Genomic DNA, 24481 nt, shown 5'->3' on the forward strand with positions numbered 1-24481 from the left:
GATGAGGAGTGTGGATGATGATGGCGAATGGTGTAGCGGATAGGCATACGGCGGTATCACGGGCGGCGTTGGCGGCGATACGGGGGCGGTTGGCGCAGAAAATGGCGCAGAAACCTGAGGTGGATGTGCCGTTGTTATCGGTGCGGCGGGTGGCGAATGACCCTGACGAGGCGATTGATGAGGGGGTGTTGGAGCGGTTGCTGTTGAGTTTTGACCAGGCGAATGACTTGGTTTTGTTGCAGGAGCTGTGCGCGGTGGTGGTTAAGGTGTTGGCGCAAATTAATACGATTCGCAGTAGCCATGAGCTGCGGTTGCCTCAGCTTTATTTTTATGAGCTGACGGATTATTTGATGCGGATTGATACATTGATTCGGGCGGCGAAAACGGCGGCGCGGCGTTTGGGGGTTGAACCTGCGCAGCCTAGGGTGAATCGGGATTTTATTGAACGGGTTTTGCAATCGGAAAGGATTAGAGATGAGCTTAAAGCGAGAACAAAAAGACTGCCTGAAAAAGTATGCGAGTGATATGCAGGCGGCGATTTTGAACAAGGTGCGGTATGGTGATGATGTGGGAGCTACGGCGACATTTCATAAACTGAGGGGAGTACGGAAAGCTGCGTTTTTAGTGGGTGATTTGGAAGTTGCTGGGTTTATTGGTGGGATTTTGGGGGAGTTGAAACGCTTGGATGGCGCGAGCTGGGCGGAGGCGGAATGAAATGCGTGTTCTAGACCCCTGCTGCGGCAGCCGCATGATGTGGTTTGACAAGCAAGACCAGCGTTGCCTGTTTGGCGACCTGCGCACCGAAAGCCACTACCTGAAAGACCGTGGCAACCTGCGCCACCTCGAAATCCACCCAGACATACGGCTAGACTTTACCGCACTGCCATTTGCCGACGACAGTTTTAATTTGGTGGTTTTCGACCCGCCGCACCTTGTACGAGCAGGGAAAAAATCATGGTTGGCCAAAAAGTACGGTCAACTTACTCAAGACTGGCGCGACGACCTCAGAAAAGGCTTCGCAGAATGTTTCCGCGTATTAAAACCCAATGGCGTGCTGATTTTTAAGTGGAACGAAGACCAAATCAAAGTTCCGCAGATTTTAGCACTTACCCCGAACCAACCCCTATTCGGGCATCCCACCGGCCGCCACGGCAAAACGCATTGGTTTACCTTTATGAAGGAGGCTACCTGAAATGAACATCCGCTACGCCAGCCTGTGCAGCGGCATTGAAGCCGCATCCGTGGCGCGGGAAAAGTGCCGAACAATGCCCCGACGCGCCGAGATACAAAGCAATCGGGAACAGTATGGCTGTGCCGGTGATGCGTTGGATGGGGCAACGGATTAAAGATTTTTTTGAAAACAGAAAGGAAAACGAATGACACCCGAACAAATCGAGAAAGAACGCGCCGCGTTTGAGGCGTGGATGGATGAACTGTATCCAACCAACCCGCAAACGGGACGAGTGGGCGACGAATACAGCCGCCTTGGTACACAGTACAAATGGGAAGGCTGGCAAGCCAAAGCCGCGCAATCCGAATGGATAAGCGTAAACGACAGGCTGCCTGAATTAAACAAAGAAGTATTGGTTGCATGGTCAAATGGTTCTGTTGGGATTGCCCGACACATCAAGGATGAATTTGAACCCATAGAATGGGATACATACGGTTCACACGCCCATATTACCCATTGGCAGCCGTTGCCTGAGCCAATCCAAAACAGCACAGATGAGTGAGCATGATAATGGACGATTGGAAATTGGAGTTTTATCGGGTTAGAGCGACTGAGTGGCGGGAAACGGCAAAGGCAGCGAAGTTGGATGGCAATGATGATTTGTTGCGCCATGCTTTGAATGAGATGCGGAATTATGCGCGAGCATTGCCCGTTGAGGAGCAGGGAAATTATGAGTTGGTTTAGGATTATTTTATTTGGGTTGTGCGCCTTTGGGCTGGGGTGGTGGTTGCCGCTCGGTGATGTGGGTGAAACGGGTAGCGAGACGGTGGTAACGGAGCGACGCATTGCGGATGGGGCAAGCTGGGATGAGGGGGCGTGGCGGCAATGGCAAGAGGATATGCGGCATAAAGAAATAGTGGCTGCTTATGAGCGAGAATGGGCGCGGGATGTGATGGCGGGGGTAGTGTTGGAACCTTAGATTTTGTTTGTTTGGGTGTTTGGTGATGAGTAATTTTGGTGCGCCTTTGACTGAGGTCGTGGGCAAAAGCGAGGGGTTAATTGCAAAACTGCCGGCTGATTTGCAGAGACTGGCCGCGAGAAAGTGGTTGGCATTGGCGAATGTGAAGCAGAAGCGTTGGGATGATACGCCTGATTGGCAGCGCCAGTTTTATGATGTGGAGAAGGCGGATAATGCGCTGCGCTCGTGGGCGGAGCCTTATCTTGCTTGCGCGGATGCTTTGCCTTTGGATGTGGAAGCGAGCGATGCAGAGATTCGTGAGTTTGCGCAACGGACCGGGGAGTTGTTTCGCGAGGGGATTTATCAGTTTGGCTGGGATTGGGATTATTTGCGCGAGCGTGCTGTGGCTTTGGGCTTGGATTGGGACAAGGTGTTTGCGGGCAAAAGCGAAGCGGGCATTTTGGGGCGTTTGCAGGATGGGGCTTTTTGGAATCGGCAGTTGGGCAAACTGATTCGCCGTTCGCGCGAGCATGTGCGCCGTGCGGGGTTCAACTTGGTGCATAAGCGCGCTCAGCTTTTTTGCTCTAACCGCGTGGTGCAGGATAGGCGTGCGCAAAAGGCGCGTAATTCGGCTTTGTTGCAGGCGCTGAGTATGGTTAATGAGCTGGGGCAGGAGTTTGCGCTGTCGGAGCTGGTGGAAAAGTCTAATGCCAATCCTGCGGTGCGCCGTGCGGAATTGATGACGCGGATTGCGGGGTTTGAGGCGATTGCGCGGGATTTGAACCATGTGGGGGAATTTTTGACGCTGACCTGCCCTAGCCGATTCCATCGGGCGCATCATATTTCGGGGGATGTGAATGATAAATATGACGGAAGCTCGCCGCGTAATGCGGCGGCTTATTTGCAAAAGGTGTGGGCAAAAATTCAGGCTGCCTTGAAACGGGCGGAAATTGGCATTTATGGTTTTCGCGTGGCTGAGCCGCATCATGATGGGTGTCCGCATTGGCATGGGCTTTTTTTTATGGAGGCTTGCCATGTGGATGCTTTTCGCAGGATTGTGGCGCGTTATGCTTGCCGCGAGAACCGCGAGGAGCTGGACTTGACTTATTTTGAGACGCAAAAGGCGGCGAAAGAGTTTGCGCGGTCGTTGCAGGCTGCACAGCGATTGGGCGGCGGCAAAGTGGAGCCGCTGGCTATGATTTTAGGCAGCCTGAAAACGGAAGGGGCCTTTTGGGAGCAGGCGGATTGGCGAGTGTTTGGGAATGCGAAGGTGCAGGCGCGGGTATTGTTTAAGGCGATTGACTGGAATAAGGGGACGGCGGCGGGCTACATTGCTAAATATATCGCCAAGAATATTGATGGGAAAAATAATGCGGGCGAAGGTGTGGGCGAGGATTGGGAATCGGTTGATGGGGAAAGTGTTGTAGTTACTGCGGAGCGGGTGGATGCTTGGGCGGCACTTTGGGGCATTCGCCAGTTTCAGCAGATTGGCGGTGCGCCTGTGGGCATTTGGCGCGAGTTGCGCCGCGAGGGTATGACTGAGGGGGATGCGGATGATGTGATCGTGCGGGCGGCTTTGGCTGCGGACAAGGGGGATTGGGGTAAGTTTGTGCACCTGATGGGCGGTGCGTTTGTTTGCCGTGATGCGTTGCCGATTGCTCTATATAAGGAGGAAGCGCAGATTGCTTTGACTAATCGCTATGGGGAGCCTGTGGGCAAGTTTACGCGCGGGGTGGTGGATACGAAATCGGGCGAAATTCGGATTTCTCGGATTCATGAGTGGACGGTTGGGTTTAAAAATGGCGGCGCAGCCGCCCCTTGGACTTGTGTCAATAACTCTACGAATTTGCGATTTGGTGGAGTGGATGGGGAAGTTTGCGTTAAGAAACGTAAAGATGCGGTGGATATTTCGGCTTTGGGCGGGGATTATCGCGATGAGTTGAAACGCCAGTTGGGGGAATTGGCTCGCGATATGGAACTTGACCCATTTGTTAAGGGGCAAGAAATGGCGTTGATTGAGCAGGCGTTATGGCAAACGCGACAAGGGCCTGTGGTTTCGCCTGAGGCAAGAGAGGCTTTGGTTTCCCGCGCTGTTGATGAGGCATGGGCGCAACGGGAGGATGAGGTGCGTCGTGGGGTGGTGCGCGAATATGCGGCGTTGTTGGATGATTTGGCTGATGTGATGCAGCCGCGTTTCAGGCTGCCTGACTCGGCGAAAGCTCCTGAGCTTTGCCGTGAGAAGTTGCGCCGTTTTGCTGCGCCGAAACAATATGACAGCGTGCAAAGTGTGTTGATGGAAGCGGCGGATTTGCTGGCTGAGATTGAACAGAAATATTGGATTTGAGATTGAAAGGTGTTGAGATGCAGTCTAATTTGAATACTGCTTTTGTTTTGACCATGCGTTATCAATCCACCTGTATTCCGTTGGAAGAGGTGCGACGGCAATGGTTGCCGCATTTGAGCGAAAGTGAAATGAAAAAAAAGGCGAGCTGCCAATCCTTGCCATTCCCTGTTTTCCGAGCAGATAAAAATTCGCGCAAGTCGCCTTATCTGGTCAATGTTGCGGATGTGGCGGCTTATTTGGACAGCCAAGCGCAGCAGGCGTTGTTTGAGTGGCAGCGCGTGAATGAATGAAGGCTGCCTGAAATTGCGGCAGCCTGAATATTGGTTTTACTGAGCTGCTAGCCATTCGGCGCAGATTTGTTTAAGGGCTTGGATATTGGTGCCCCCTACTCGCTCAATGGCGGCGCGGATGATTGCCATATCATCGGCTTTGCCTTTGACGGTCATTTGGGCATATTCGCCTGTTTTGATTTTTTCCTTGTAGAATTTGTTGGCGGTTTGGCGGCGCAGATTTTTACTGTGTTCGGTGTTTGAATTTGCCATTGGGTTGTCCTTGTGATAAATTTGCGTTTGTTGAAAGGGGCGCGGTCTCCTTAGTCCGCGCCGTATGATGGTTTATCAATCAGATTTTGCTACGTTACCAAGCTGGGGAGCTGATGAGTAACAAAATCGCTAGGATTAAGAACTTAATCATGGATACCTCCTTTCTCTAAACCTAACCTCGCACCATGCGGGGTTTTCTTTTGGGTAGTCCTTAATCTCAATAGTTGTATTATAGGTATTCTATAATAATTTGTCAATAGTTTAGGCAGCCTGAAACCAAAGTTTTTTGGGGTCGGGCTGCCTTTGTTTGGACGCGGATGGTCGGGGGAGGGAGGCGAGCGGAAATTTTTGCGAGGTAGAGCTGACTGGCTGGCTGGTCGCGCTGCCCTCCGCGCCCGCGATACTCAAAAAATTTGCAAAATTTATGCAGCCTAAAAATATGCTCAACGCTTTTGGAATTCAGGCATTCGCCCCTATTTTTAGCACGCTGTAAATTACTCAAATTTAGGCAAATATTGGCATAATCACGCAACAATCCGCATAAATTAGACAATTAGTTTTAATTGAACCATATTTGCACCATTTTTCATTACTAAAACATCAATTTATTGTTTTTATTTTAAAAATATCTACTATCTATACAATCCAGCATCGGCGCAATGGATAGCGTGCGCTTGGGGCGGGGGTTTTGCATTTTCAGGCTGCCTATTCACAATCAAAAGGTGGCGGATTTTAGCATTTTCGGCGGGGCGGGTTGGCTACTCTGCCACAAATCTTTTTGCCTGATGCAGCCTGAAAATATACCGTCCTTCCATTTGGCGTATACCGGATTGTTGCACATCCGCCAAACCCGTTAAGAACAAAGGCAATTCTGCTTTACAGCTCCCTAGTAACAGCTATAATGCGCGCTCATTTGCATTTTTTAACTGTTTTGAAAGGGATTTAACAATGAATTGGTATCTTGCCGTTTTGAAAAATTATGTGGGATTCAACGGGCGGGCCCGCCTCAAAGAATTTTGGATGTTTATGCTGTTCCATGTCATTGCGGCATTTGTGTTTGGTTTTATTGATGGATTGTTGGGCATGATCAACCCAAAAACAGGTTTGGGGCCCATTTGCGGTCTGTATCTTTTGGCAACCTTTCTGCCTGGGTTGGCAGTTCAAATACGCCGTCTGCACGACACAAACCGGAGCGGTTGGTTCAGTCTAATCGGAATTATTCCTTATGTGGGCCTTATTATTGTTTTGGTTCTGTGCGCCATGAAAGGGACGGAAGGCGACAACGATTACGGCGAAGACCCGCTGGAATCGGAATATGAAAACAATGGCGACTAAACCGCCGCATCCGTAAATTCGTATTAGCCGAGGCAGCCTGAAAACCGTGGGGATTTTCAGGCTGCCTTATCTTTAAATTCTGTTAAAATCCACGTTTTATTTCCTTTTATCCTTTCAGGCTGCCTGAAAATACCATCCGCTTTTCAGGCAGCCTGAAACCTTTATCCCGACACTTCGACAACTGTATGAAAAACATCCGCAATTTCTCCATCATCGCCCACATCGACCACGGCAAATCCACCCTTGCCGACCGCTTTATCCAATACTGCGGCGGCTTGGAACAGCGCGAAATGAGCACCCAAGTGCTCGACAGTATGGACATTGAAAAAGAACGCGGCATCACCATCAAAGCGCAAACCGCCGCGCTCCACTATAAAGCCAAAAACGGCGAAACCTATCTGCTCAACCTCATCGACACCCCTGGGCACGTGGACTTTTCCTACGAAGTCTCGCGCAGCCTGTCTGCCTGCGAAGGCGCGTTGCTCGTTGTCGATGCATCGCAGGGCGTGGAAGCGCAAACCGTGGCCAACTGCTACACCGCCATCGATTTGGGCGTGGAAGTCGTACCTGTGTTGAACAAAATCGACCTGCCCGCCGCCGACCCCGACCGCGTGGCGCAGGAAATCGAAGACATCATCGGCATTGATGCCGTGGGCGCGGTAACCTGTTCCGCCAAAAGCGGGCTGGGCGTGGAAGACGTGCTGGAAGAAATCGTCGCCAAAATCCCCGCGCCGCAGGGCGATGCCGCCGCGCCGCTGCAAGCCGTGATTATCGACTCGTGGTTTGACAACTATGTGGGCGTGGTGATGCTTATCCGCATCAAAAACGGCAGCCTGAAACTCAAAGACAAAGTGCGCTTTATGTCCACCCGCGCCGAATCGCAGGTGGAACAGCTCGGCGTGTTCACGCCAAAATCGGTGCAAAAACAGGAACTCACCGCAGGCGAAGTCGGCTTTCTGATTACGGGTGTGAAGGAGCTGGGGCAGGCGAAAGTGGGCGACACCGTAACCCTTGCCGCCAACCCCGCCGCCGAGCCGCTGGCAGGCTTTAAAGAAGTGCAAAGCCAAGTGTTCGCCGGGCTGTACCCCGTGGAAAGCCACGACTACGAAGCCCTGCGCGACGCACTGGAAAAACTGCAACTCAATGATGCCTCGCTGAAATTTGAACCCGAAGTGTCGCAGGCACTCGGCTTCGGCTTCCGCTGCGGCTTTCTCGGCTTACTGCATCTGGAAATCGTGCAGGAGCGGCTGGAACGCGAGTTTGACATGGATTTGATTACCACCGCGCCCACCGTGGTGTATGAAGTCGTGCTCAAAAACGGCGAAAAAATAGACGTGGAAAACCCGTCCAAACTGCCCGACATCGGCACCATCGAAACCATTATGGAGCCGATTATCACCGCCACCATCCTCGTGCCGCAGGACTATGTGGGCAACGTGATGACCCTGTGCAACCAAAAACGCGGCGTGCAGCGCAATATGCAGTACCTCGGGCGGCAGGTGATGCTCACCTACGATTTGCCGATGAACGAAGTGGTGATGGATTTCTTCGATAAACTCAAATCCACCTCGCGCGGCTACGCTTCTTTGGACTATGAATTTAAAGAGTTTATGCCGTCCGACCTCGTGAAACTGGACATTATGGTGAACGGCGACAAAGTGGACGCGCTGAGCCTGATTGTGCACCGCCAAACCTCCGTGCAGCGCGGCCGCGAACTGGCAGCGAAAATGCGCGAACTCATCCCGCGCCAAATGTTCGATATTGCCGTGCAGGCTGCCATCGGCGGGCAAATCATCGCCCGCGAAAACGTGAAGGCGCTGCGCAAAAACGTATTGGCCAAATGTTACGGCGGCGATATTACGCGTAAGAAAAAACTGCTGGAAAAACAAAAGGCAGGTAAGAAACGCATGAAACAGGTGGGCAATGTGGAAATTCCGCAGAGCGCGTTTTTGGCGATTTTGGAGATTGGGGAGAAATAAGGTTTTCAGGCTGCCTGAAAAACCATTCGCCAACCCACCCACACCGCAAGGAAACCCACCATAAGCAACAAGCTCACCGCAACAGAAAAAGCGCAAAATATCGGCATCCTAGTCGGCACATGGCTCGCCGTTTTCGGCTTGAATACTTTGGCACGCACGCCCAAGCCCATGTCGCAAATCATGCAGATGGTCGGCATGGTCGTTATTTTTTGGACCATTCTTGCCGCTGTTTTTTCACTGGTGTTTTTTGTCAAAACCCTAATCGGCAAACGCGACCATTCTTGGAAAACCATCCTGCTTCTCACCGTTTTACTGTGGCTTTGGATGGCTGTTTACGGAAACATATAAAACGCAGTTTTCAGGCTGCCTGAAAAGCAAAAATAGCCGCCCAACCCATTTTCAGGCTGCCTAAAACCACCCAATCTAAACCACCCGCAACAAAGGAATCCCCCCAAGTGAACACCAACTTCATTCTCTACGGCGCCATCGCGCTCTTTATCGTCGGCATCATCATGCTGGCAACCAGCAACAAAAACCGCTTGGCAACAGGCGATTGGAGCAACACCCTGCAATGGGGCTATTTGCTGATGATGATAGGCGTATTCGGCATACTCTCCGCAGGCTTGGCGTGGAGTTTCACCGCCGTGCTGCTGCTGTTTACCGCGTTCACAGGCGCGATTTGGTTGTGGCAAAAACTCAGCCATAAAGACAAAATCAAGCCTGATAACAACCATCTGCGCGACTACATGGCGGGCTTTTTCCCCATTATCGCGGTGGTGTTTGTGGTGCGCACGTTTATTGTTGAGCCGTTTCAAATTCCGTCTAGCTCCATGCGTTCGGGGCTGGTGAAAGGCGATTTTATTTTGGTGAACAAGTTTAGCTACGGCATTCGCGTGCCTGTGCTCAACACGGTGGCCGTTCCCACAGGCAGCATCCAGCGCGGCGATGTGGTGGTGTTTAACTATCCCGTTGAGCCACAAAACAATTACATCAAGCGCATTGTGGCGGTGGGCGGCGATACGGTTGAATATAAAGACAAAATTTTAACGGTAAATGGCAAAGCCAGCGTGGATGTGCCACAAGGCGGCTACACTTATCCCGATGATGGCAACAGCAATATCCCGCGCCAAGCCGAGCGTTTTCAGTCCACCTTTGAGGGCAAAACGTTTGATGTGCTGAAAGTGGACGGCGCGCCTTCGGTGGATGCGCCCACATGGAATCATTACCAAGCCATGTTCGCGCAAACGGGCTTTGAAAGCGGCTTGCAGCAAAATTGCGAATACGCGGAAGACGGCAGCGGCTTTAAATGCAAAGTGCCTGCGGGCAAATATTTTGCCATGGGCGACAACCGCGACAACAGCGCAGACAGCCGCTATTGGGGCTTTGTGGACGACAAATTGATTGTGGGCAAAGCGTTTATGATTTGGTTGAACACGGGCGAGATGAGCCGCGTGGGCACCATCATCAAATAAGCCCAAAGGCAGCCTGAAAACGGGATAACGAGTTGGCGCGGTGCCAAACCGTTTTCAGGCTGCCTTAGGCTTTACCATCGGCATATCATTGCCCGCCCACCCATTTTCATGCTGCCTATCCGCCCCCGCGTAGGCAGCCTGGAAATATCGCCATCATGCTAAAATAGCCCGCTTCATAAGGACACTCATCATGCAATCCCAAAACATCATCGTCGGCTTATCGGGCGGGGTGGACAGCTCCGTAACCGCCGCGCTGTTGCACCAACAAGGACACAACGTGCGCGGCATCTTCATGCAAAACTGGGAAGACGACAACAACGACCAATATTGCAGCATCAAGGAAGACTCGCTCGACGCGATGGCGGTCGCCGACATCATCGGCATAGACATAGACATCGTCAATTTCGCGGCGCAATACAAAGACAAAGTGTTCGCCTATTTTCTGCAAGAATACGAAGCGGGCAGAACGCCCAACCCCGATGTGCTGTGCAACGCCGAAATCAAATTCAAATGCTTTTTAGACCACGCCATCGCGCAAGGCGCAGAAGCTATCGCCACAGGGCATTACGCCCGCAAAGAAGTGCGCAATGGCGTGCATTATCTGCTCAAAGGCGCGGACGGCAGCAAAGACCAAAGCTATTTCCTCTACCGCTTGCAACCCTTTCAGCTTGAACGCGCCCTATTCCCGCTGGGCGGTATGCAAAAAACCGAAGTGCGCCGCCTTGCCAGCGATTTCAGGCTGCCTACTGCCGCCAAAAAAGACAGCACAGGCATTTGCTTTATTGGCGAGCGCCCATTTCGCGAATTTCTGCAAAAATACCTACCCACCCACAACGGCAACATGGTAACGCCCGATGGCAAAATAGTTGGCGAACACATCGGCTTAACCTTTTACACCATCGGGCAGCGCAAAGGCTTGGGCATTGGCGGCGCGGGCGAACCGTGGTTTGTGGCGGGCAAAAACCTCGCCCGCAACGAGTTAATCGTGGTGCAAGGGCATGACGACCCCCTGCTCTATTCAGGCAGCCTGAAAATGAACCAACTATCGTGGACGCTGCCCGAAAAACCCGCCGCAGGACGCTACACCTGCAAAACCCGCTACCGCATGGCAGATGCGCCGTGCGAACTGCGCTATTTGGATGACCACACCGCCGAGCTGGTGTTTGACGCGCCGCAATGGGCGGTTACCCCCGGGCAATCCGCCGTGCTATACGATGGCGACATCTGCCTTGGCGGCGGCATTATCACCGAAACCGATAAACCGATTATTGTGCCATAGGCAGCCTGAAAACGAGCGAAGCGCGTTTTGGCAGAGCTAAACATTATTTTCAGGCTGCCTTATCCGCCCAACTTAACCGTATGCAATTTATCCCCATCCCGCTGTTCAAACAGCCGCATCTGCGCCAATACGCCCAACAGCTTTACCAACAAGCCTTTGCCGCCGAAGATCGCTTCCCCTTTTGGAGCTTGCGGCTATTTTCCTTGCGCGCCGCTATTCGCTTTGATGCCATTGCCGATAAGGGCAACCAACCCATTGGCTTTGTTTACCTAATTCGCGGCGAAGGCTTGTTGTTTGTGCTTTATTTTGCGGTTGATGCGCAATGCCGTTCGCAAGGCTATGGTTCGCGCATCATAGTCGCGCTGGAACAGCAATATCCCAGCGATACCATCGTGTTAGACATTCGCGCCCCCGATGCCGCCGCTGCCGATGCGCTGCAACGCCAAAAGCGTTTGGATTTTTATCTGCGCAACGGCTTTCAAATCGCCCCGTATCAATGGGTAGAAGAGGCGGAACGCTATGCCGTTTTGTATAAAGGCAACAGTTTTAATCCACAATCCTTTGCCACATTGTTGGCAAAAACCACCTTTAATCTGGTTCGCCCCACTTTGCAGGCTGCCTAACCCCCTACACAAGGACCCCCAACATGGAAAAAATCTGGCTCAACAGCTACGAAGCAGGCGTAAACGCCGAAATCGACCCCGCGCACTACACCTCGATGATAGACGTAGTGCAGCAAAGCGTTGCCAAGTTCGGCGACCAAACCGCCTTTTACAGTATGGGCAAAGAACTCAGCTACCGCCAAATCGGCGAGCTATCCGACCACTTTGCCTCCTATCTGCAAAACGTGCTCAAACTGCCGCGCAGCGAGCGCGTTGCCGTGATGATGCCCAATTTGCTGCAATACCCCATTGCCGTGTTTGGCATTTTGAAAGCAGGCTTGGTGGTGGTAAACACCAACCCGCTTTACACTCCGCGCGAGCTGGAACACCAGCTTAACGACAGCGGCGCCGGCACCATCATCGTGCTGGAAAACTTTGCCAACACGCTGGAACTCGTGTTGCCGCGTACGCAAATCAAAAACATCATCATCGCCAGCGTGGGCGAAATGTTTGGCGCAATCAAAGGCACGTTGATGAACTTTGTGCTGCGTCACGTCAAAAAAGCCGTGCCCAGCTATCAATTAACAGACACAACCTCGTTTCAGGCTGCCTTAAAGCAAGGCGCGGCGCACCCGTTCACCCCCGTTGCCCTCACCCGCGACGACCTTGCTTTTTTGCAATACACGGGCGGCACCACAGGCGTTGCCAAAGGCGCAATGCTCACACATGGCAACATTTGCGCCAACATGATGCAAGGTGGCGAATGGATAAAAGCCAAGCTGGTGGAAGGCAAAGAAGTGGTGATTGCCGCCCTGCCCCTTTACCACATCTTCGCGCTCACCGTGAACTTGCTGCTGTTTTTCAAGGCGGGTGCAAAAAGCATTCTCATCGCCAACCCGCGCGATTTAGACGGCTTTATCAAAGAATTGAAAAAACACCTCGTAACCGTGTTCATCGGCTTAAATACGCTGTATCGCGGCTTGATGAACAACCCCGAATTTAAAACCGTAGATTTTTCCACATGGAAACTCGCCCTCGGCGGCGGCATGGCAACCCAACAAGCCGTTGCCGAACAATGGTTTAAGCTGGTGCACATCCCCATTGTGGATGCCTACGGCCTAACCGAAGCCAGCCCCGGTGTGTGCGTGAACCCGCTTAACGCCACCGAATACTCGGGCGGCATTGGCTTGCCGCTGCCCAGCACCGAGGTGCAACTGCGCGATGGACACGGCGGCGAAGTGCCCATCGGCGAAGCAGGCGAGCTTTGGATACGCGGCCCGCAAGTGATGCGCGGCTATTGGAACCGCCCCGATGAAACCGCCAAAGCCATAGACCAAAACGGCTGGCTGGAAACGGGCGACATCGCCGTGATGAACGAAGCGGGCTGGCTGAAAATTGTGGACAGAAAAAAAGACCTGATTGTGGTTTCAGGCTTTAACGTTTACCCCAACGAGATTGAAGACATTGTGGTCGCCCATCCCAAAGTGCTGGAAGCCGCTTGCGTGGGCGTGAAAAGCGACAAAACAGGCGAAGCGTTAAAGCTGTTTATCGTAAAAAAAGACAGCAGCCTCACCGCCGACGAACTCATCGCCTACTGCCGCACCCAGCTCACCGGCTACAAAGTCCCCCGCGACATAGAGTTCCGCGACGAACTGCCCAAATCCAACGTGGGCAAAATCTTGCGCCGCGAACTGCGCGACAGCTAAGCGCCAAGGCAGCCTGAAAACGAGATTGCATTTTCAGGCTGCCTTAGTCTTATGTTTACCCCAATGCAAGGGAATGCCGGTTATGCCGTTTTCAGGCTGCCCCATCAGCATAAGCAGGATGTGCGACTCTACCGCGCACCATCTTATTAAACATCGCCAAACGGTACACGGCAAAGCCGCACGCCCCACCCGAACGCTTGCCATCCTGTTTTCAGGCTGCCCCAACCCCACCTCCCAAAAAAAGGCAGCCTGAAAACGCCTAACCCCTTTCAAAGAACATCCACATGAAAACCGTCATCATCGACTACGGCATGGGCAACCTCCACTCCGTGCAAAAATCTGTCCACGCCGCCGCAACGCGCGCAGGCATCGCCACCCAAATCCAACTCACTTCCCGCGCCCAAGACATCTACGCCGCCGACCGCGTCATCTTCCCCGGCCAAGGCGCAATGCCCGATTGCATGACCGCCCTCCACCAAAGCAACCTTGCCGAAGCCATCCGCGATGCGCTGAAAAACAAACCCTTTTTCGGCATCTGCGTGGGCGCGCAGCTCCTGTTTGAACACAGCGAAGAAGGCGACACCCAAGGCTTGGGCTGGTTTTCAGGCTGCGTCAAACGCTTTGATGCCCAGCAAACCGATGCCCACGGCAACCGCCTCAAAGTCCCCCACATGGGCTGGAACAACGTCCACCAAACCCAAGCCCACCCCCTGTTTGCCCATATCCCGCAAGATGAACGTTTTTACTTTGTCCACAGCTATTATTTCGCCCCCACGCAGCCCGAAATCACCCTTGCCACCAGCTCCTACCCGCAAAATTTCGCCTGCATCGCGGGCAAAGACAACGTGTTCGCCACCCAGTTCCACACCGAAAAAAGCCACGAAGCAGGGCTGCAACTGTTGCAAAATTTCCTACACTGGCAACCCTAAACCCACAAAGACTTAACACTCAACTATGTAAATTTGCTAAAATACAAAATAAATTACATAGCTTAACCCAATCATGCAACTTATCCCCGCCATTGACCTCAAAAACGGGCAATGCGTACGCCTCAAACAAGGCTTAATGGAACAAGCCACCGTCTTTTCAGACAGCCCCGCCAAAATGGCGCAACACTGGCTGGAACAAGGCGCGCGCCGTTTGCATTTGGTGGATTTAAACGGCGCATTTGCGGGCGAGCCCAAAAATTTCCCCGCCATCGCCGAAATCCTCGCCGCCGTATCCGCCCATATTCCCGTGCAACTGGGCGGCGGCATCCGCGATTTAGCCACCATTGAAAAATACCTCAATCTGGGTTTGACCGATGTCATCATCGGCACAGCCGCCGTAAAAAATCCCCTATTTGTGCGCGAAGCCTGCCGCGGATTTGCAGGGCACATCATCGTAGGGCTGGATGCCAAAGACGGCATGGTTGCCATTGATGGCTGGGCAACCGTAACCGAACACCGCGTCGCCGATTTGAGCCAGCAATTTGAACACGACGGCGTAAACAGCATTATCTACACCGACATCGGCAGAGACGGCATGATGAGCGGCGTAAACATTGAAGCCACCGTCAATCTTGCCCGCGCGGTCAATATTCCCATCATCGCCTCGGGCGGCTTAACCAATCTGGACGACGTTCGCGCACTCTGCGCGGTGCAACACGAAGGCATCGCAGGCGCGATTACAGGACGTGCCATCTATGAAGGCACCATCCAATTCAACGAAGCTCAACAGCTTGCCGATGCTTTAACGGCAGCCTGAAACTTTGATTCAAACGATTTCTGAATAAATATAAAAAAGGAAACCATCATGTACGGTTCATTTTTGCTGATTGCGTTTATTTTAGGTTTTTGGTGCATTTGGTCTGCCAGCCGCGATGTCAATTCATTGGGCGAAGCATTGGGCTTTACCGTGTTGGCGATGGTCATCAAAGCAACAATGGAATGGAGTGGGATGCCCGATTTGGACGCACAGCTTTTAACCACTTGGGGCATTTTGTATTTGTTTACCGTGGTGGTGTTGGAAGCGATTGACCGCTTTTCCGAAAGCATGGGGATGAACATGGGCATCGCGCTGGTGGGCTCGGCGGGCTGGTTCTTCTTGGCGAAATATTTGTTTAGCGAAGCGGGCATTGCCAAAGTGGCAAGCTGGGTAGGCTAAACGGCAGCCTGAAATCAGAATAATCAAAACACCGTTATCCTTGTTGATTGGGATAACGGTGTTTTTGTTTTTAGTGTTTTCAGGCTGCCTAATGTAAACATGAAAAGGCAGCCTGAAAACATATTCACAACCGTTTTCAGGCTGTCTTAATGCCTTAACTCATCCCTATACCTTCGCCAACTCCGCCCGCATCGCGGCAATCACGCCCGCATAATCATCCGCATCAAAAATCGCCGAGCCGGCCACAAAAGTATCCGCGCCTGCGGCGGCAGCGGCGGCGATGTTGTCCACTTTGATGCCGCCGTCCACTTCTATGCGGATGCGCCGCCCGCTTTGCTGCTCGTAGGCATCCAGCAGGGCGCGGGTTTGGCGCAATTTTTCCAGCGTGTGCGGGATGAATTTTTGCCCGCCGAAACCGGGGTTCACCGACATCAGCAACACCATGTCCAGCTTGTCCAACACGTTTTCCAACACCGCAATCGACGTGGCAGGGTTTAACACCAAGCCCGCCTGTTTGCCCGCGTCTTTAATCAGCGACAGGCTGCGGTCCACATGGCGGCTGGCTTCGGGGTGGAACGTGATGATGTCGGCGCCGGCTTTGATGAACGCGCCAATCATGTCGTCCACGGGTTCAATCATCAGGTGAACATCTATCGGCGCGCTGGTGTGCGGACGCAACGCAGCGCAAATCATCGGCCCGAAGGTGAGGTTGGGCACATAGTGGTTGTCCATCACGTCAAAATGAATCATGTCTGCGCCTGCGGCGATGACATTGCGCACTTCTTCGCCCAAGCGGGCAAAATCGGCGGAAAGAATGCTGGGGGCGATGCGGTATTTCATGGCGTGTCCTTTGTTGGCAAGATTGATGCGGCGATTTTAACACCGCAAGCGGTTTTCAGGCTGCCTCACGCGCTGGAAAAGATAGGTGAGGCAGCCTGAAAACACTATAACCCGCTATAATCGCGCCTTTTCATTTTTCGGAACACGCAACCATGTCTAAAAAACCCAAACACGAATTAGAAAACAACAAGCTGCAAAAACGCCTGCGCCACGCCGTGGGCGATGCGATTAACGATTTCAACATGATTGAAAACGGCGACAAGATTATGGTGTGCCTGTCGGGCGGCAAGGATAGCTACGCGCTGTTGGACATCCTGCGCCAACTGCAAGCATCCGCGCCAATTGAGTTTGAGCTGGTTGCTGTAAACCTAGACCAAAAGCAACCCGGCTTCCCCGAAGAAGTGCTGCCCACCTACCTAGAAAGCATCGGCGTGCCCTACAAAATCGTGGAAGAAGACACCTATTCCACTGTTAAGCGCGTGCTCGACGAAGGCAAAACCACCTGCTCGCTGTGCAGCCGCCTGCGCCGCGGCATTCTTTACCGCACGGCCAAAGAGCTGGGCTGCACCAAAATCGCGCTCGGCCACCACCGCGACGACATCATCGCCACCTTATTTTTAAACATGTTTTACGGCGGCAAGCTCAAAGCCATGCCGCCCAAGCTAGTTTCCGACAACGGCGAGCACATCGTTATCCGCCCGCTGGCATATGTGAAAGAGAAAGATTTGATTAAATACGCCGAGTTAAAACAGTTCCCCATCATCCCCTGCAACCTGTGCGGCTCGCAGCCCAATCTGCAGCGCCAAGTTATCGGCGATATGCTGAAAGATTGGGACAAACGCTTCCCAGGACGCATTGAAAGCATGTTTTCCGCGCTGCAAAACGTTGTGCCCTCGCATCTGGCGGACACCGAACTGTTTGACTTTGCGGGTTTGCAGCGCGGGCAGGCGCTGAAACACGGCGGCGATTTGGCGTTTGACAGCGAAACCGTGTCTTTTACCGCCCCGCGCGACGAAGACGACGGGCAGCCTGAAAAACCCGCGCGCAAGGTGATTAACATCTTGGGCAACAAGCCGAAAGCGGGGTGTGGCATTCAAGTGGAATAATGGCTATGCAAAAGGCAGCCTGAAAACGGGAAAAACCATTTTCAGGCTGCCTATTTGCCATGCGAGGTCTATAATAACCAAATCTTTAACCGCAGCAGAAAGGACGCTGCCATGAAAACTTTGGTCAATGTTTTCCACCCCAAATTGGAACAATCCACCGTAAACCGCCTGTGGGCAGAGCGGCTGGAAGGGCTGCCCGATGTAACCGTGCGCCGTGTGTACAGCCTGTATCCAGATGGCAAAATTGACGTTGCCGCCGAGCAAGCCACGCTGTTGGCGCACGACCGCTTGGTGTTCCAGCATCCGTTTTTCTGGTATTCCGTGCCTCCTCTGATGAAACAATGGTTTGACGACGTGCTGACCTACAACTGGGCATACGGCCCGCAGGGCAAAGCGTTGGCGGGCAAAGAATGGGTGTCGTCCATTTCCACAGGAGGGCCGGCGGATTCGTATCAGGCGGGCGGCTACAACAGCTATTCCATGAGCGAATTTTTGAAACCGCTGCAACAAACCGCCAATCTCATCCAAACCAAATTTTTGCCGCCGTTTATTTTCCACGGCGCAGTCGGTGCGAACGAAGCGGCAATCCAGCAATCTACCGACAACATGGCGGCGCATATTCTTGACCCGCTGCTAGACCCGCAGAAAAAACTCGCCGCGCTGCTGGCAAAAATGCAGGAAGACGGCGTTACGCTGGAATAATCGCCATATAACAAGGCAGCCTGAAAACGGTTTTTCCCATTTTCAGGCTGCCTTATCACATCAATTCATCTACCCCACATCGCCCGCCACTACAATCAACCGCGCATTATAGCCCTTTCAGGCTGCCTCAACCATCGCCCGCCGCGTTTGCCTATCCCGCAAATAAGCCGCGCTAATCACGCCTCGCGCCCCCGTTTCCCTGTGTTAAGATTGCCCGCGTTACTAACAACTACACAGGAGAAATCGCCATGAACCGCATCGCTCGATTTTTACTGCTCCCCGCCGCCGCAGCCGCCGTGTTTTGGGCGGGGCAAGCTGTGCTGATGCCGCATTCCGCCGCCGCGCACGCCGAAAGTTTGACCGAGCGCATCGGCAAACTGCCCGACGACCAAGGCAAAGCCGCCCCGCCGCTGCCCAAACGCCCCACGCTGGTAAAATTCTGGGCGAGCTGGTGCCCGCTCTGCCTGAGCGAGCTGGCGCAAACCGAAGCATGGGCGCAAGACAAACGCTTTGCCGCCGCCAACCTCGTCGCCATCGCCTCGCCCGATTATCTGCACGAAAAATCCGCCGCCGATTTCGCCCAATGGTATCGCGGCTTGGAATACAAAAAACTCCCCGTGCGCACCGATGCGGGCGGCACCATCGCGCAAGAGCTGGGCGTGCGCGTGTATCCCTCTTGGGTGTTGCTGGGCGAAAACGGCGACGTGCAGCGCGTTGTCAAAGGCAGCCTGAACGAAGCCCAAGCCCTCGCCCTGCTGGCAAACCCGCAAGCCGAACTCTCCGCCTATACCGAAAAATTCTACAAACCCGATTCCGCGCAGAAAGGAAAACCGATGAACATCAAAACTATTTATCTGGCAGGCGGCTGCTTCTGGGGCTTGGAAGCCTATTTCCAACGCATCCCGGGCGTAACCGATGCCGTATCAGGCTATGCCAACGGCAAAACCGCCAACCCCAGCTACGAAGACGTATCCCACCGCCACACAGGGCACGCCGAAACCGTGAAAGTGAGCTACGATGCCGACCAGCTCAGCTTAGACGACATCCTGCGCTATTACTTCCGCGTCATCGACCCCACCAGCCTGAACAAACAAGGCAACGACCGAGGCGAACAATACCGCACAGGCATCTACACCACCGACCCCGCCGAGCAAAAAATCGCCGCCGCCGCCATCGCGCGCGAGCAGAAAAAATACACCGCGCCCGTTGTGGTGGAAAACCAGCCGCTCAAAAACTTCTATCCCGCCGAAGAATACCATCAGGATTATCTGCTCAAAAACCCCAACGGCTACTGCCACATTGACGTTTCATTGGCAGACAAACCGCTGGAAGGCAAAGAAGCCGTTTCAGGCAGCCTGAAAAAGCCCAGTGATGCCGAGCTGCGCCAAAAACTCACCGCCGAACAATACCGCGTTACCCAACAAGCCGGCACCGAGCGCGCATTCAGCCACGAATACGACAACCTGTTTGCCAAAGGCATCTACGTGGACATCGTGGACGGCACGCCGCTGTTTGCCTCCACCGACAAATTTCAATCAGGCTGCGGCTGGCCCAGCTTCACCCGCCCCATCGCCCGCGAAGCCGTAACCGAGCGCGAAGACACGTCTTTCAACATGATACGCACCGAAGTGCGCAGCAGCCACGCCGATTCCCATCTGGGACACGTGTTCAACGACGGCCCGAAAGACAAAGGCGGCTTGCGCTATTGCATCAACGGCGCATCGCTGCGGTTTGTGCCGTTGGAGCAAATGGACGCGCAAGGCTATGGCGCGTGGAAGGATAAAGTGAAATAGCGGTTTACCTTGCCAGCGCACGGCTTGCCAGCAAGCCGTAGGAGCGCGAGGCAAAGTTTTCAGGCTGCCTTGGCGGTTGCACCCGCGTTCAGGCAGCCTGAAAACCGAAGGCTTCAATGAAATCAAAACCAACGAAGCCAAAACACCCCCATTCGGCAAACACCCCGTTTCCCGCTATAATCCCCACCGCATGGTTCGCCGTGCGTTTTAACCATCCCAATGAAAGGAACTACTATGAAAAAAGCATTCGCACTCACCCTCACCGCCACCCTGCTGGCAGCCTGTTCCGGCACTTGGCACGGCGTAAAAAGCGACACCGCCAACACCGTAGAAAAAGTCGGCAACGGCATTGAACACGGCTGGGACAAAACGCAATCCGCCGTGAAAAAAGGCGGCAACGCAGTCGGGCGCGGCATCTCCCATGTGGGCGAGAAAATTGAAAACGCCACCGAGTAACCGCTAAACAGGCAGCCTGAAAAGCCCATTTCCGCTTTTCAGGCTGCCTTTCCATTGTCAAACCGCAGAGAAAACCATGCCCAACCCGCAAACCCGCTACGCCGCCGATTTCGCAGCCCGACTGCGCCAAGCCATCGCCGCTATTCCCGCCGCCCAACGCGGCGATATCTACGCCCTATCGCTGTGGTTCTACTGCGAGGAGGATGACGAACGCTACCCTTGCATCCTGTTCAGCTACAACACCGAAACGCACTATCGCCGGCAAATCGCCCGCGCATCCGGCGCAAGCGAAGCGCGGTGGAATTTCGCCTTTTGGCTGCAAGACGAAGCCCCTGCCAGCGTTACCCTTGGCGGCGAAAACGATGCCGCGCTGGCGCAATGGTTCGCCGCCTCGCCCTATCATTTTAGCGATGTCGACCACGAAGCAGCGTTGGGCGCCGCCTTTTGCGCGGAATTTATAGAAACGGTGATAAACACCATGCGGCAACTGTTTGCCGATGGCACGATTGCGGGCGCGTTTGGGCGCGACATCCCCGCGATTATTCACAAGCTGGAATACTACGCCGTGCCCAACAGCTGGACAAAACACGCCAATCCGAAAGGCTTGGCGAATGAATTTTTGGCATGGGCAAATTCTGTTTAGGCAGCCTGAAAACAAGATTGGGCTTTTCAGGCTGCCCATTGATGCCGATGTCCCTAGACAAAATCCCCCAACCCGCTACAATCGCGCCTCTTGTTCAACCACACATTTAAGGAAAAATCATGAGTTTGCTAGACAACGTTATCAACGCCGCCACTTCTGCCATCAGCGGCAACGGCGAGCAAAATCAAGCCGTGCAACTGGTTAGCCAGCTTGTGCAACAAAACGGCGGCAACGTGGGCGAGCTGCTGGGCAAATTGCAACAAGGCGGCTTGGGCGACGCGCTGCAAAGCTGGATTGGCACAGGCAGCAACGCCAGCGTGGACGCATCGCAAATCCAAAACGCGCTGGGCAGCAATCTAACCGAAGCCGCCGCCAAAGTGGGCTTGGATGCCAGCAGCGCAAGCAACCTGTTGGCGCAATATCTGCCCAACATCATCAACGCCATCACGCCCAACGGCAACGCCGCCGATGCCAACGGCTTTGGTTTGGACGACATCGCTCGCATCGTGATGCAAAACTTTTTGAAATAAGCGCGAAATAGATTTCAGGCTGCCTCATTTGTAATGAATAGGCAGCCTGAAATCTTTGCAAAACCTGCAAGCGATAGAATGTCGGTGGCTCGCCGACATTTTTCCAATCAGTCAAGCCCTGTTGAACAAAACATTTGGCGATGAGCCGTTGCCGCTCCATTTTAGTTTTCAGGCTGCCTTATCCCCAGAGAATAGGCAGCCTGAAAAGCATTTTTCCGTTTCAGGCTGCCGATAAGCATTCAAGCCCACGCGCCTCATTTCAAACCAAAGACCCCAAGCCAATCCGTAAGCAAAATAATTTTCAGGCTGACTCATTTGCAATGAATAGGCAGCCTGAAATCTTTGCAAAGCCTGCAAGCGATAGAACGTCGGCAGCTCGCCGACATCTTTCCCATCAGTCAAGTCCTGTTGAACCAAGCATTTAGCGACGAGCCGTCGCCACTTCATTTTGGTTTTCAGGCTGCCTCATCCCCAACCAAATAAGGCAGCCTGAAAACCATCCAGCCAGCATAAAACGCCCCACTACCCCGCTTGGCTCTGCGCCACAAACTCCGCCTGTTTCTCTGCCGCTTTGCCGCTGTCCAACGCCTCGCGCGCGCGCGCCAAGCCCTCTGCCAAACTGCCCGCCACATTGCCGGCATACAAACACGCCGCCGCGTTCAGCAGCACAATATCCCGCGCCGCCCCCCGCGCTTCGCCGCGCAACACCGCGTTCATCATCGCCAGCGAATCCGCCGCGTTTTCCACTTTCAGGCTGCTCAAATCGGCGTAAACAGGCAAACCGAATTCCTCGGGATGGATGTCGTATTCGCGCACCGCGCCGTCTTTCAGCTCGGCGATGCGGGTGCAGCCTGAAACGGTGATTTCATCCAAGCCGTCGCTGCCGTGCACCACCAAAACGTGCCGCGAACCCAGCTGCTGCAACACGCGCGACAAAATGCCGCACAAATCAATGTGAAACACACCCAAAAGCTGGTTCGCCGCGCTTGCGGGGTTGGTGAGCGGGCCTAAGATATTGAAAATGGTGCGAAAGCCCAACGCCTTGCGCACGGGCGCAACATAGCGCATCGCCGCATGGTGGTTGGGCGCAAACATAAAACCAATGCCGCATTGGGCGATAGATTGCGCCACTTGCTCGGGCGATTGCTGCAAATTCGCGCCCATCGCTTCCAGCACATCCGCCGCGCCGCTGGACGACGACACCGAACGCCCGCCGTGTTTCGCCACTTTCGCGCCCGCCGCCGCCGCCACAAACATGGCGGTGGTGGAAATGTTAAACGTTTTCGCGCCATCGCCGCCTGTGCCCACAATGTCCACCAATTCGCCGGCGTGCGGCGTGGCAACCTTGCTGGAAAACTCGCGCATCACGCTGGCGGCGGCAGCGATTTCGGATACCGTTTCCACCTTAATCCGCAGCCCCGTCAAAATAGCGGCGATTTGCTCGGGCAACACCTCGCCGCGCATAATTTGGCGCATCAAATCGGTCATCTCGTCGTAAAACAGCTCGTTGTTGTCAATCAAACGGGCAAGGGCTTGCTGGGGAGTAATCATACTTTTTCCTTTGTAAACAGATAGATTGGCGCGGCAGGCAGCGAAGCCCGCGCATTAAGGCAGCCTGAAAAGCGAAGCGGGGCGGCGAAGCGCGCACGGATTTGCGCCGCACGCCTTTTCAGGCTGCCGACAGCCACGCGATTTTAACAAAATTTAACCACCCTGCGTGTGCTATACTGCGCGCCATTTTTAAGCCCGCAAAACACCATGAACCATCCCATTCCAGACACCGATTTAGACGAAGACAACGACTTTTCCCCCGCCTGCCAACCCGCCGAAACCTTGCGCCTAAGCGTTCCCATCGATTTGGCGGGGCTGCGCCTTGATGCCGCGCTCGCCAAAATGCTGCCCGATTATTCGCGCAGCCGCATCGCCGGTTGGATAAAAGACGGCGAAGTGCTGTGCAACGGGCAGCCCGCCTCGCCCAAAACCAAGCTCATCGGCGGCGAGCAGTTGGCGGTGAATATTCAGCCCAGCCAAGAAACGCAAGCCTACACGCCCGAAGCCATGCCGCTGGATATTGTGTACGAAGACGACAGCGTGCTGGTGCTCAACAAACCTGCAGGCTTGGTGGTGCACCCCGCCGCAGGCAACTGGACGGGCACGCTGCTCAACGGCTTGCTCGCCCATGCGTCCGAGTTGTCGCAAGTGCCGCGCGCAGGCATCGTGCACCGCTTGGATAAAGACACCAGCGGCTTGATGGTGGTTGCCAAAACGCTGCCCGCGCAAAACCATCTGGTGCAACAGTTGCAAAGCCGCAGCGTGAAACGCATTTACCGCGCCATCGCCGATGGCATTGTGCCGTTTGATGGCAAGATTGAAACCCAAATCGGGCGCGATCCGCATAATCGTCTGAAAATGGCGGTGGTGAAATTTGGCGGCAAAGAAGCGATTACTCACGTTAAAGTTTTGGAGCGTTATCAAGCGCATAGCTACATTGAATGCAGCTTGGAAACGGGGCGCACCCACCAAATCCGCGTGCATCTGCGCGAAGCGCGCCATCCGCTAGCGGGCGACCCTGTGTACGGCAACCCGCGCCATCCTTGCTCGCCCGAAGTGAAAGCCGAAGTCAAAGCCCTTGCCCGCCAAGCCTTGCACGCTTATCGCCTGAGCTTTGTTCACCCCAAAACGAACGAAACACTGTCGTTTGAAGCGCCGATGCCCGATGATATGTATCACTTGCTTTCCGTGCTGCGCCTTGAAAGCGGCATGGATTCCGCGCTCAGCCACGAGCAAGAATGGGCGGAGAAATTCGCCAGCGAAGACGATGATGATTGGAACGAAGATGATTACGATGTGGACGTGGTTTATGTGAAGGATTAGGCAG

Annotated in this window: 33 protein-coding genes; 27 read left to right on the forward strand and 6 right to left on the reverse strand. The window is 53.9% G+C overall.

Annotated features, from left to right (window positions below):
• Positions 1-14 precede the first annotated feature (14 nt).
• From H3L93_RS06060 to H3L93_RS06100, 9 genes are all read left to right on the forward strand, one after another.
• On the forward strand, positions 15-524 hold the full coding sequence (locus tag H3L93_RS06060) for a hypothetical protein (protein ID WP_003795326.1): 510 nt from the start codon (positions 15-17) through the stop codon (positions 522-524).
• Positions 475-714: a hypothetical protein gene (locus H3L93_RS06065; RefSeq protein ID WP_155803058.1), complete on the forward strand. Its 240-nt coding sequence runs from the start codon at positions 475-477 to the stop codon at positions 712-714. Before H3L93_RS06060 ends, H3L93_RS06065 begins: the two co-directional genes overlap by 50 nt.
• A 1-nt stretch (position 715) precedes the next feature.
• Entirely contained in the window at positions 716-1192 is a 477-nt protein-coding gene (locus tag H3L93_RS06070) for a class I SAM-dependent methyltransferase (RefSeq protein WP_040558189.1), read from the forward strand.
• Between the two features lies 1 nt (position 1193).
• The gene (locus H3L93_RS06075; RefSeq protein ID WP_155803055.1) at positions 1194-1346 is read left to right on the forward strand and encodes a hypothetical protein; all 153 of its coding nucleotides are present in this window, start codon (positions 1194-1196) and stop codon (positions 1344-1346) included.
• A gap of 30 nt (positions 1347-1376) precedes the next feature.
• On the forward strand, positions 1377-1733 hold the full coding sequence (locus H3L93_RS06080; protein WP_003795319.1) for a DUF551 domain-containing protein: 357 nt from the start codon (positions 1377-1379) through the stop codon (positions 1731-1733).
• An 8-nt stretch (positions 1734-1741) separates the two neighbouring features.
• Complete coding sequence (locus H3L93_RS06085) at positions 1742-1915, forward strand: hypothetical protein (RefSeq protein ID WP_182077713.1); 174 nt, start codon at positions 1742-1744, stop codon at positions 1913-1915.
• Positions 1902-2150, forward strand: coding sequence for a hypothetical protein (locus H3L93_RS06090; RefSeq protein ID WP_003795315.1), 249 nt, complete (start codon positions 1902-1904; stop codon positions 2148-2150). The genes H3L93_RS06085 and H3L93_RS06090 overlap by 14 nt, the downstream gene beginning before the upstream one ends.
• A 127-nt stretch (positions 2151-2277) precedes the next feature.
• Positions 2278-4473 carry a replication endonuclease gene (locus H3L93_RS06095; RefSeq protein WP_182077714.1) on the forward strand — a complete coding sequence of 732 codons (2196 nt, stop codon included), beginning with the start codon at positions 2278-2280 and terminating at the stop codon, positions 4471-4473.
• A 17-nt stretch (positions 4474-4490) separates the two neighbouring features.
• Complete coding sequence (locus tag H3L93_RS06100) at positions 4491-4763, forward strand: pyocin activator PrtN family protein (protein ID WP_003795311.1); 273 nt, start codon at positions 4491-4493, stop codon at positions 4761-4763.
• A gap of 36 nt (positions 4764-4799) precedes the next feature.
• Here H3L93_RS06100 and H3L93_RS06105 read toward each other — a convergent pair whose 3' ends face one another.
• Together H3L93_RS06105 and H3L93_RS06110 are read right to left on the reverse strand one after the other, a co-directional pair.
• Positions 4800-5015 carry a hypothetical protein gene (locus tag H3L93_RS06105; RefSeq protein ID WP_003795309.1) on the reverse strand — a complete coding sequence of 72 codons (216 nt, stop codon included), beginning with the start codon at positions 5013-5015 and terminating at the stop codon, positions 4800-4802.
• A gap of 261 nt (positions 5016-5276) precedes the next feature.
• A complete protein-coding gene (locus H3L93_RS06110) occupies positions 5277-5423 on the reverse strand; it encodes a hypothetical protein (RefSeq protein WP_155803052.1) in 147 nt (48 codons plus the stop codon).
• 540 nt (positions 5424-5963) lie between these two features.
• Here H3L93_RS06110 and H3L93_RS06115 point away from each other — a divergent pair.
• Together H3L93_RS06115 and lepA are read left to right on the forward strand one after the other, a co-directional pair.
• Entirely contained in the window at positions 5964-6350 is a 387-nt protein-coding gene (locus H3L93_RS06115; protein WP_003795301.1) for a DUF805 domain-containing protein, read from the forward strand.
• A gap of 185 nt (positions 6351-6535) precedes the next feature.
• Positions 6536-8329 carry a translation elongation factor 4 gene (gene lepA / locus H3L93_RS06120; protein ID WP_003795299.1) on the forward strand — a complete coding sequence of 598 codons (1794 nt, stop codon included), beginning with the start codon at positions 6536-6538 and terminating at the stop codon, positions 8327-8329.
• A gap of 5 nt (positions 8330-8334) precedes the next feature.
• Here lepA and H3L93_RS06125 read toward each other — a convergent pair whose 3' ends face one another.
• A complete protein-coding gene (locus tag H3L93_RS06125) occupies positions 8335-8622 on the reverse strand; it encodes a hypothetical protein (protein WP_182077715.1) in 288 nt (95 codons plus the stop codon).
• Between the two features lie 162 nt (positions 8623-8784).
• Between H3L93_RS06125 and lepB the strand changes: the two genes are divergently transcribed.
• The 8 genes from lepB to H3L93_RS06160 all read left to right on the forward strand — a co-directional run bounded on the left by lepB (position 8785) and on the right by H3L93_RS06160 (position 15533).
• Positions 8785-9801 carry a signal peptidase I gene (lepB, locus tag H3L93_RS06130; protein ID WP_003795289.1) on the forward strand — a complete coding sequence of 339 codons (1017 nt, stop codon included), beginning with the start codon at positions 8785-8787 and terminating at the stop codon, positions 9799-9801.
• Positions 9802-9991: 190 nt separating this feature from the next.
• Positions 9992-11080 carry a tRNA 2-thiouridine(34) synthase MnmA gene (gene mnmA / locus H3L93_RS06135; RefSeq protein ID WP_003795287.1) on the forward strand — a complete coding sequence of 363 codons (1089 nt, stop codon included), beginning with the start codon at positions 9992-9994 and terminating at the stop codon, positions 11078-11080.
• 80 nt (positions 11081-11160) lie between these two features.
• On the forward strand, positions 11161-11703 hold the full coding sequence (locus H3L93_RS06140) for a GNAT family N-acetyltransferase (RefSeq protein ID WP_003795286.1): 543 nt from the start codon (positions 11161-11163) through the stop codon (positions 11701-11703).
• 23 nt (positions 11704-11726) lie between these two features.
• On the forward strand, positions 11727-13388 hold the full coding sequence (locus tag H3L93_RS06145) for an AMP-binding protein (protein ID WP_003795283.1): 1662 nt from the start codon (positions 11727-11729) through the stop codon (positions 13386-13388).
• 118 nt (positions 13389-13506) lie between these two features.
• On the forward strand, positions 13507-13641 hold the full coding sequence (locus H3L93_RS13320; protein ID WP_281365072.1) for a hypothetical protein: 135 nt from the start codon (positions 13507-13509) through the stop codon (positions 13639-13641).
• A 31-nt stretch (positions 13642-13672) separates the two neighbouring features.
• Complete coding sequence (hisH, locus tag H3L93_RS06150) at positions 13673-14317, forward strand: imidazole glycerol phosphate synthase subunit HisH (protein ID WP_003795277.1); 645 nt, start codon at positions 13673-13675, stop codon at positions 14315-14317.
• 73 nt (positions 14318-14390) lie between these two features.
• Positions 14391-15134 carry a 1-(5-phosphoribosyl)-5-[(5-phosphoribosylamino)methylideneamino]imidazole-4-carboxamide isomerase gene (gene hisA, locus H3L93_RS06155; protein ID WP_003795274.1) on the forward strand — a complete coding sequence of 248 codons (744 nt, stop codon included), beginning with the start codon at positions 14391-14393 and terminating at the stop codon, positions 15132-15134.
• Between the two features lie 48 nt (positions 15135-15182).
• Entirely contained in the window at positions 15183-15533 is a 351-nt protein-coding gene (locus H3L93_RS06160) for a hypothetical protein (protein ID WP_003795273.1), read from the forward strand.
• Positions 15534-15698: 165 nt separating this feature from the next.
• Here H3L93_RS06160 and rpe read toward each other — a convergent pair whose 3' ends face one another.
• Positions 15699-16373: a ribulose-phosphate 3-epimerase gene (gene rpe / locus H3L93_RS06165; protein ID WP_003795271.1), complete on the reverse strand. Its 675-nt coding sequence runs from the start codon at positions 16371-16373 to the stop codon at positions 15699-15701.
• A gap of 152 nt (positions 16374-16525) precedes the next feature.
• Here rpe and ttcA point away from each other — a divergent pair, with 152 nt between their 5' ends.
• The 7 genes from ttcA to H3L93_RS06195 all read left to right on the forward strand — a co-directional run bounded on the left by ttcA (position 16526) and on the right by H3L93_RS06195 (position 21603).
• The gene (gene ttcA / locus H3L93_RS06170) at positions 16526-17479 is read left to right on the forward strand and encodes a tRNA 2-thiocytidine(32) synthetase TtcA (protein WP_003795269.1); all 954 of its coding nucleotides are present in this window, start codon (positions 16526-16528) and stop codon (positions 17477-17479) included.
• Between the two features lie 111 nt (positions 17480-17590).
• On the forward strand, positions 17591-18181 hold the full coding sequence (locus H3L93_RS06175) for an NAD(P)H-dependent oxidoreductase (protein WP_040558186.1): 591 nt from the start codon (positions 17591-17593) through the stop codon (positions 18179-18181).
• 248 nt (positions 18182-18429) lie between these two features.
• Positions 18430-19974, forward strand: a complete 1545-nt coding sequence (gene msrAB, locus H3L93_RS06180; RefSeq protein ID WP_003795263.1) for a bifunctional peptide-methionine (S)-S-oxide reductase MsrA/peptide-methionine (R)-S-oxide reductase MsrB — start codon at positions 18430-18432, stop codon at positions 19972-19974.
• 76 nt (positions 19975-20050) lie between these two features.
• On the forward strand, positions 20051-20185 hold the full coding sequence (locus H3L93_RS13325; protein WP_003795261.1) for a hypothetical protein: 135 nt from the start codon (positions 20051-20053) through the stop codon (positions 20183-20185).
• 23 nt (positions 20186-20208) lie between these two features.
• Positions 20209-20430: a hypothetical protein gene (locus tag H3L93_RS06185; RefSeq protein ID WP_040558185.1), complete on the forward strand. Its 222-nt coding sequence runs from the start codon at positions 20209-20211 to the stop codon at positions 20428-20430.
• Positions 20431-20506: 76 nt separating this feature from the next.
• Positions 20507-21073, forward strand: coding sequence for a hypothetical protein (locus tag H3L93_RS06190; protein ID WP_003795257.1), 567 nt, complete (start codon positions 20507-20509; stop codon positions 21071-21073).
• Between the two features lie 119 nt (positions 21074-21192).
• The gene (locus tag H3L93_RS06195; RefSeq protein ID WP_003795253.1) at positions 21193-21603 is read left to right on the forward strand and encodes a YidB family protein; all 411 of its coding nucleotides are present in this window, start codon (positions 21193-21195) and stop codon (positions 21601-21603) included.
• Between the two features lie 168 nt (positions 21604-21771).
• Here H3L93_RS06195 and H3L93_RS06205 read toward each other — a convergent pair whose 3' ends face one another.
• Both H3L93_RS06205 and trpD read right to left on the reverse strand, forming a co-directional pair.
• Positions 21772-22050: a hypothetical protein gene (locus tag H3L93_RS06205; protein WP_003795248.1), complete on the reverse strand. Its 279-nt coding sequence runs from the start codon at positions 22048-22050 to the stop codon at positions 21772-21774.
• Positions 22051-22125: 75 nt separating this feature from the next.
• Positions 22126-23154, reverse strand: coding sequence for an anthranilate phosphoribosyltransferase (trpD, locus tag H3L93_RS06210; protein ID WP_003795245.1), 1029 nt, complete (start codon positions 23152-23154; stop codon positions 22126-22128).
• Between the two features lie 207 nt (positions 23155-23361).
• Between trpD and rluD the strand changes: the two genes are divergently transcribed.
• Positions 23362-24477 (forward strand): 23S rRNA pseudouridine(1911/1915/1917) synthase RluD, encoded by a 1116-nt coding sequence (gene rluD / locus H3L93_RS06215; protein ID WP_003795241.1) that lies wholly within the window; start codon positions 23362-23364, stop codon positions 24475-24477.
• Positions 24478-24481: the final 4 nt, after the last annotated feature.

Origin of the sequence: Kingella oralis (assembly GCF_014054985.1) — a bacterium.
Classification (GTDB): domain Bacteria; phylum Pseudomonadota; class Gammaproteobacteria; order Burkholderiales; family Neisseriaceae; genus Kingella_B; species Kingella_B oralis.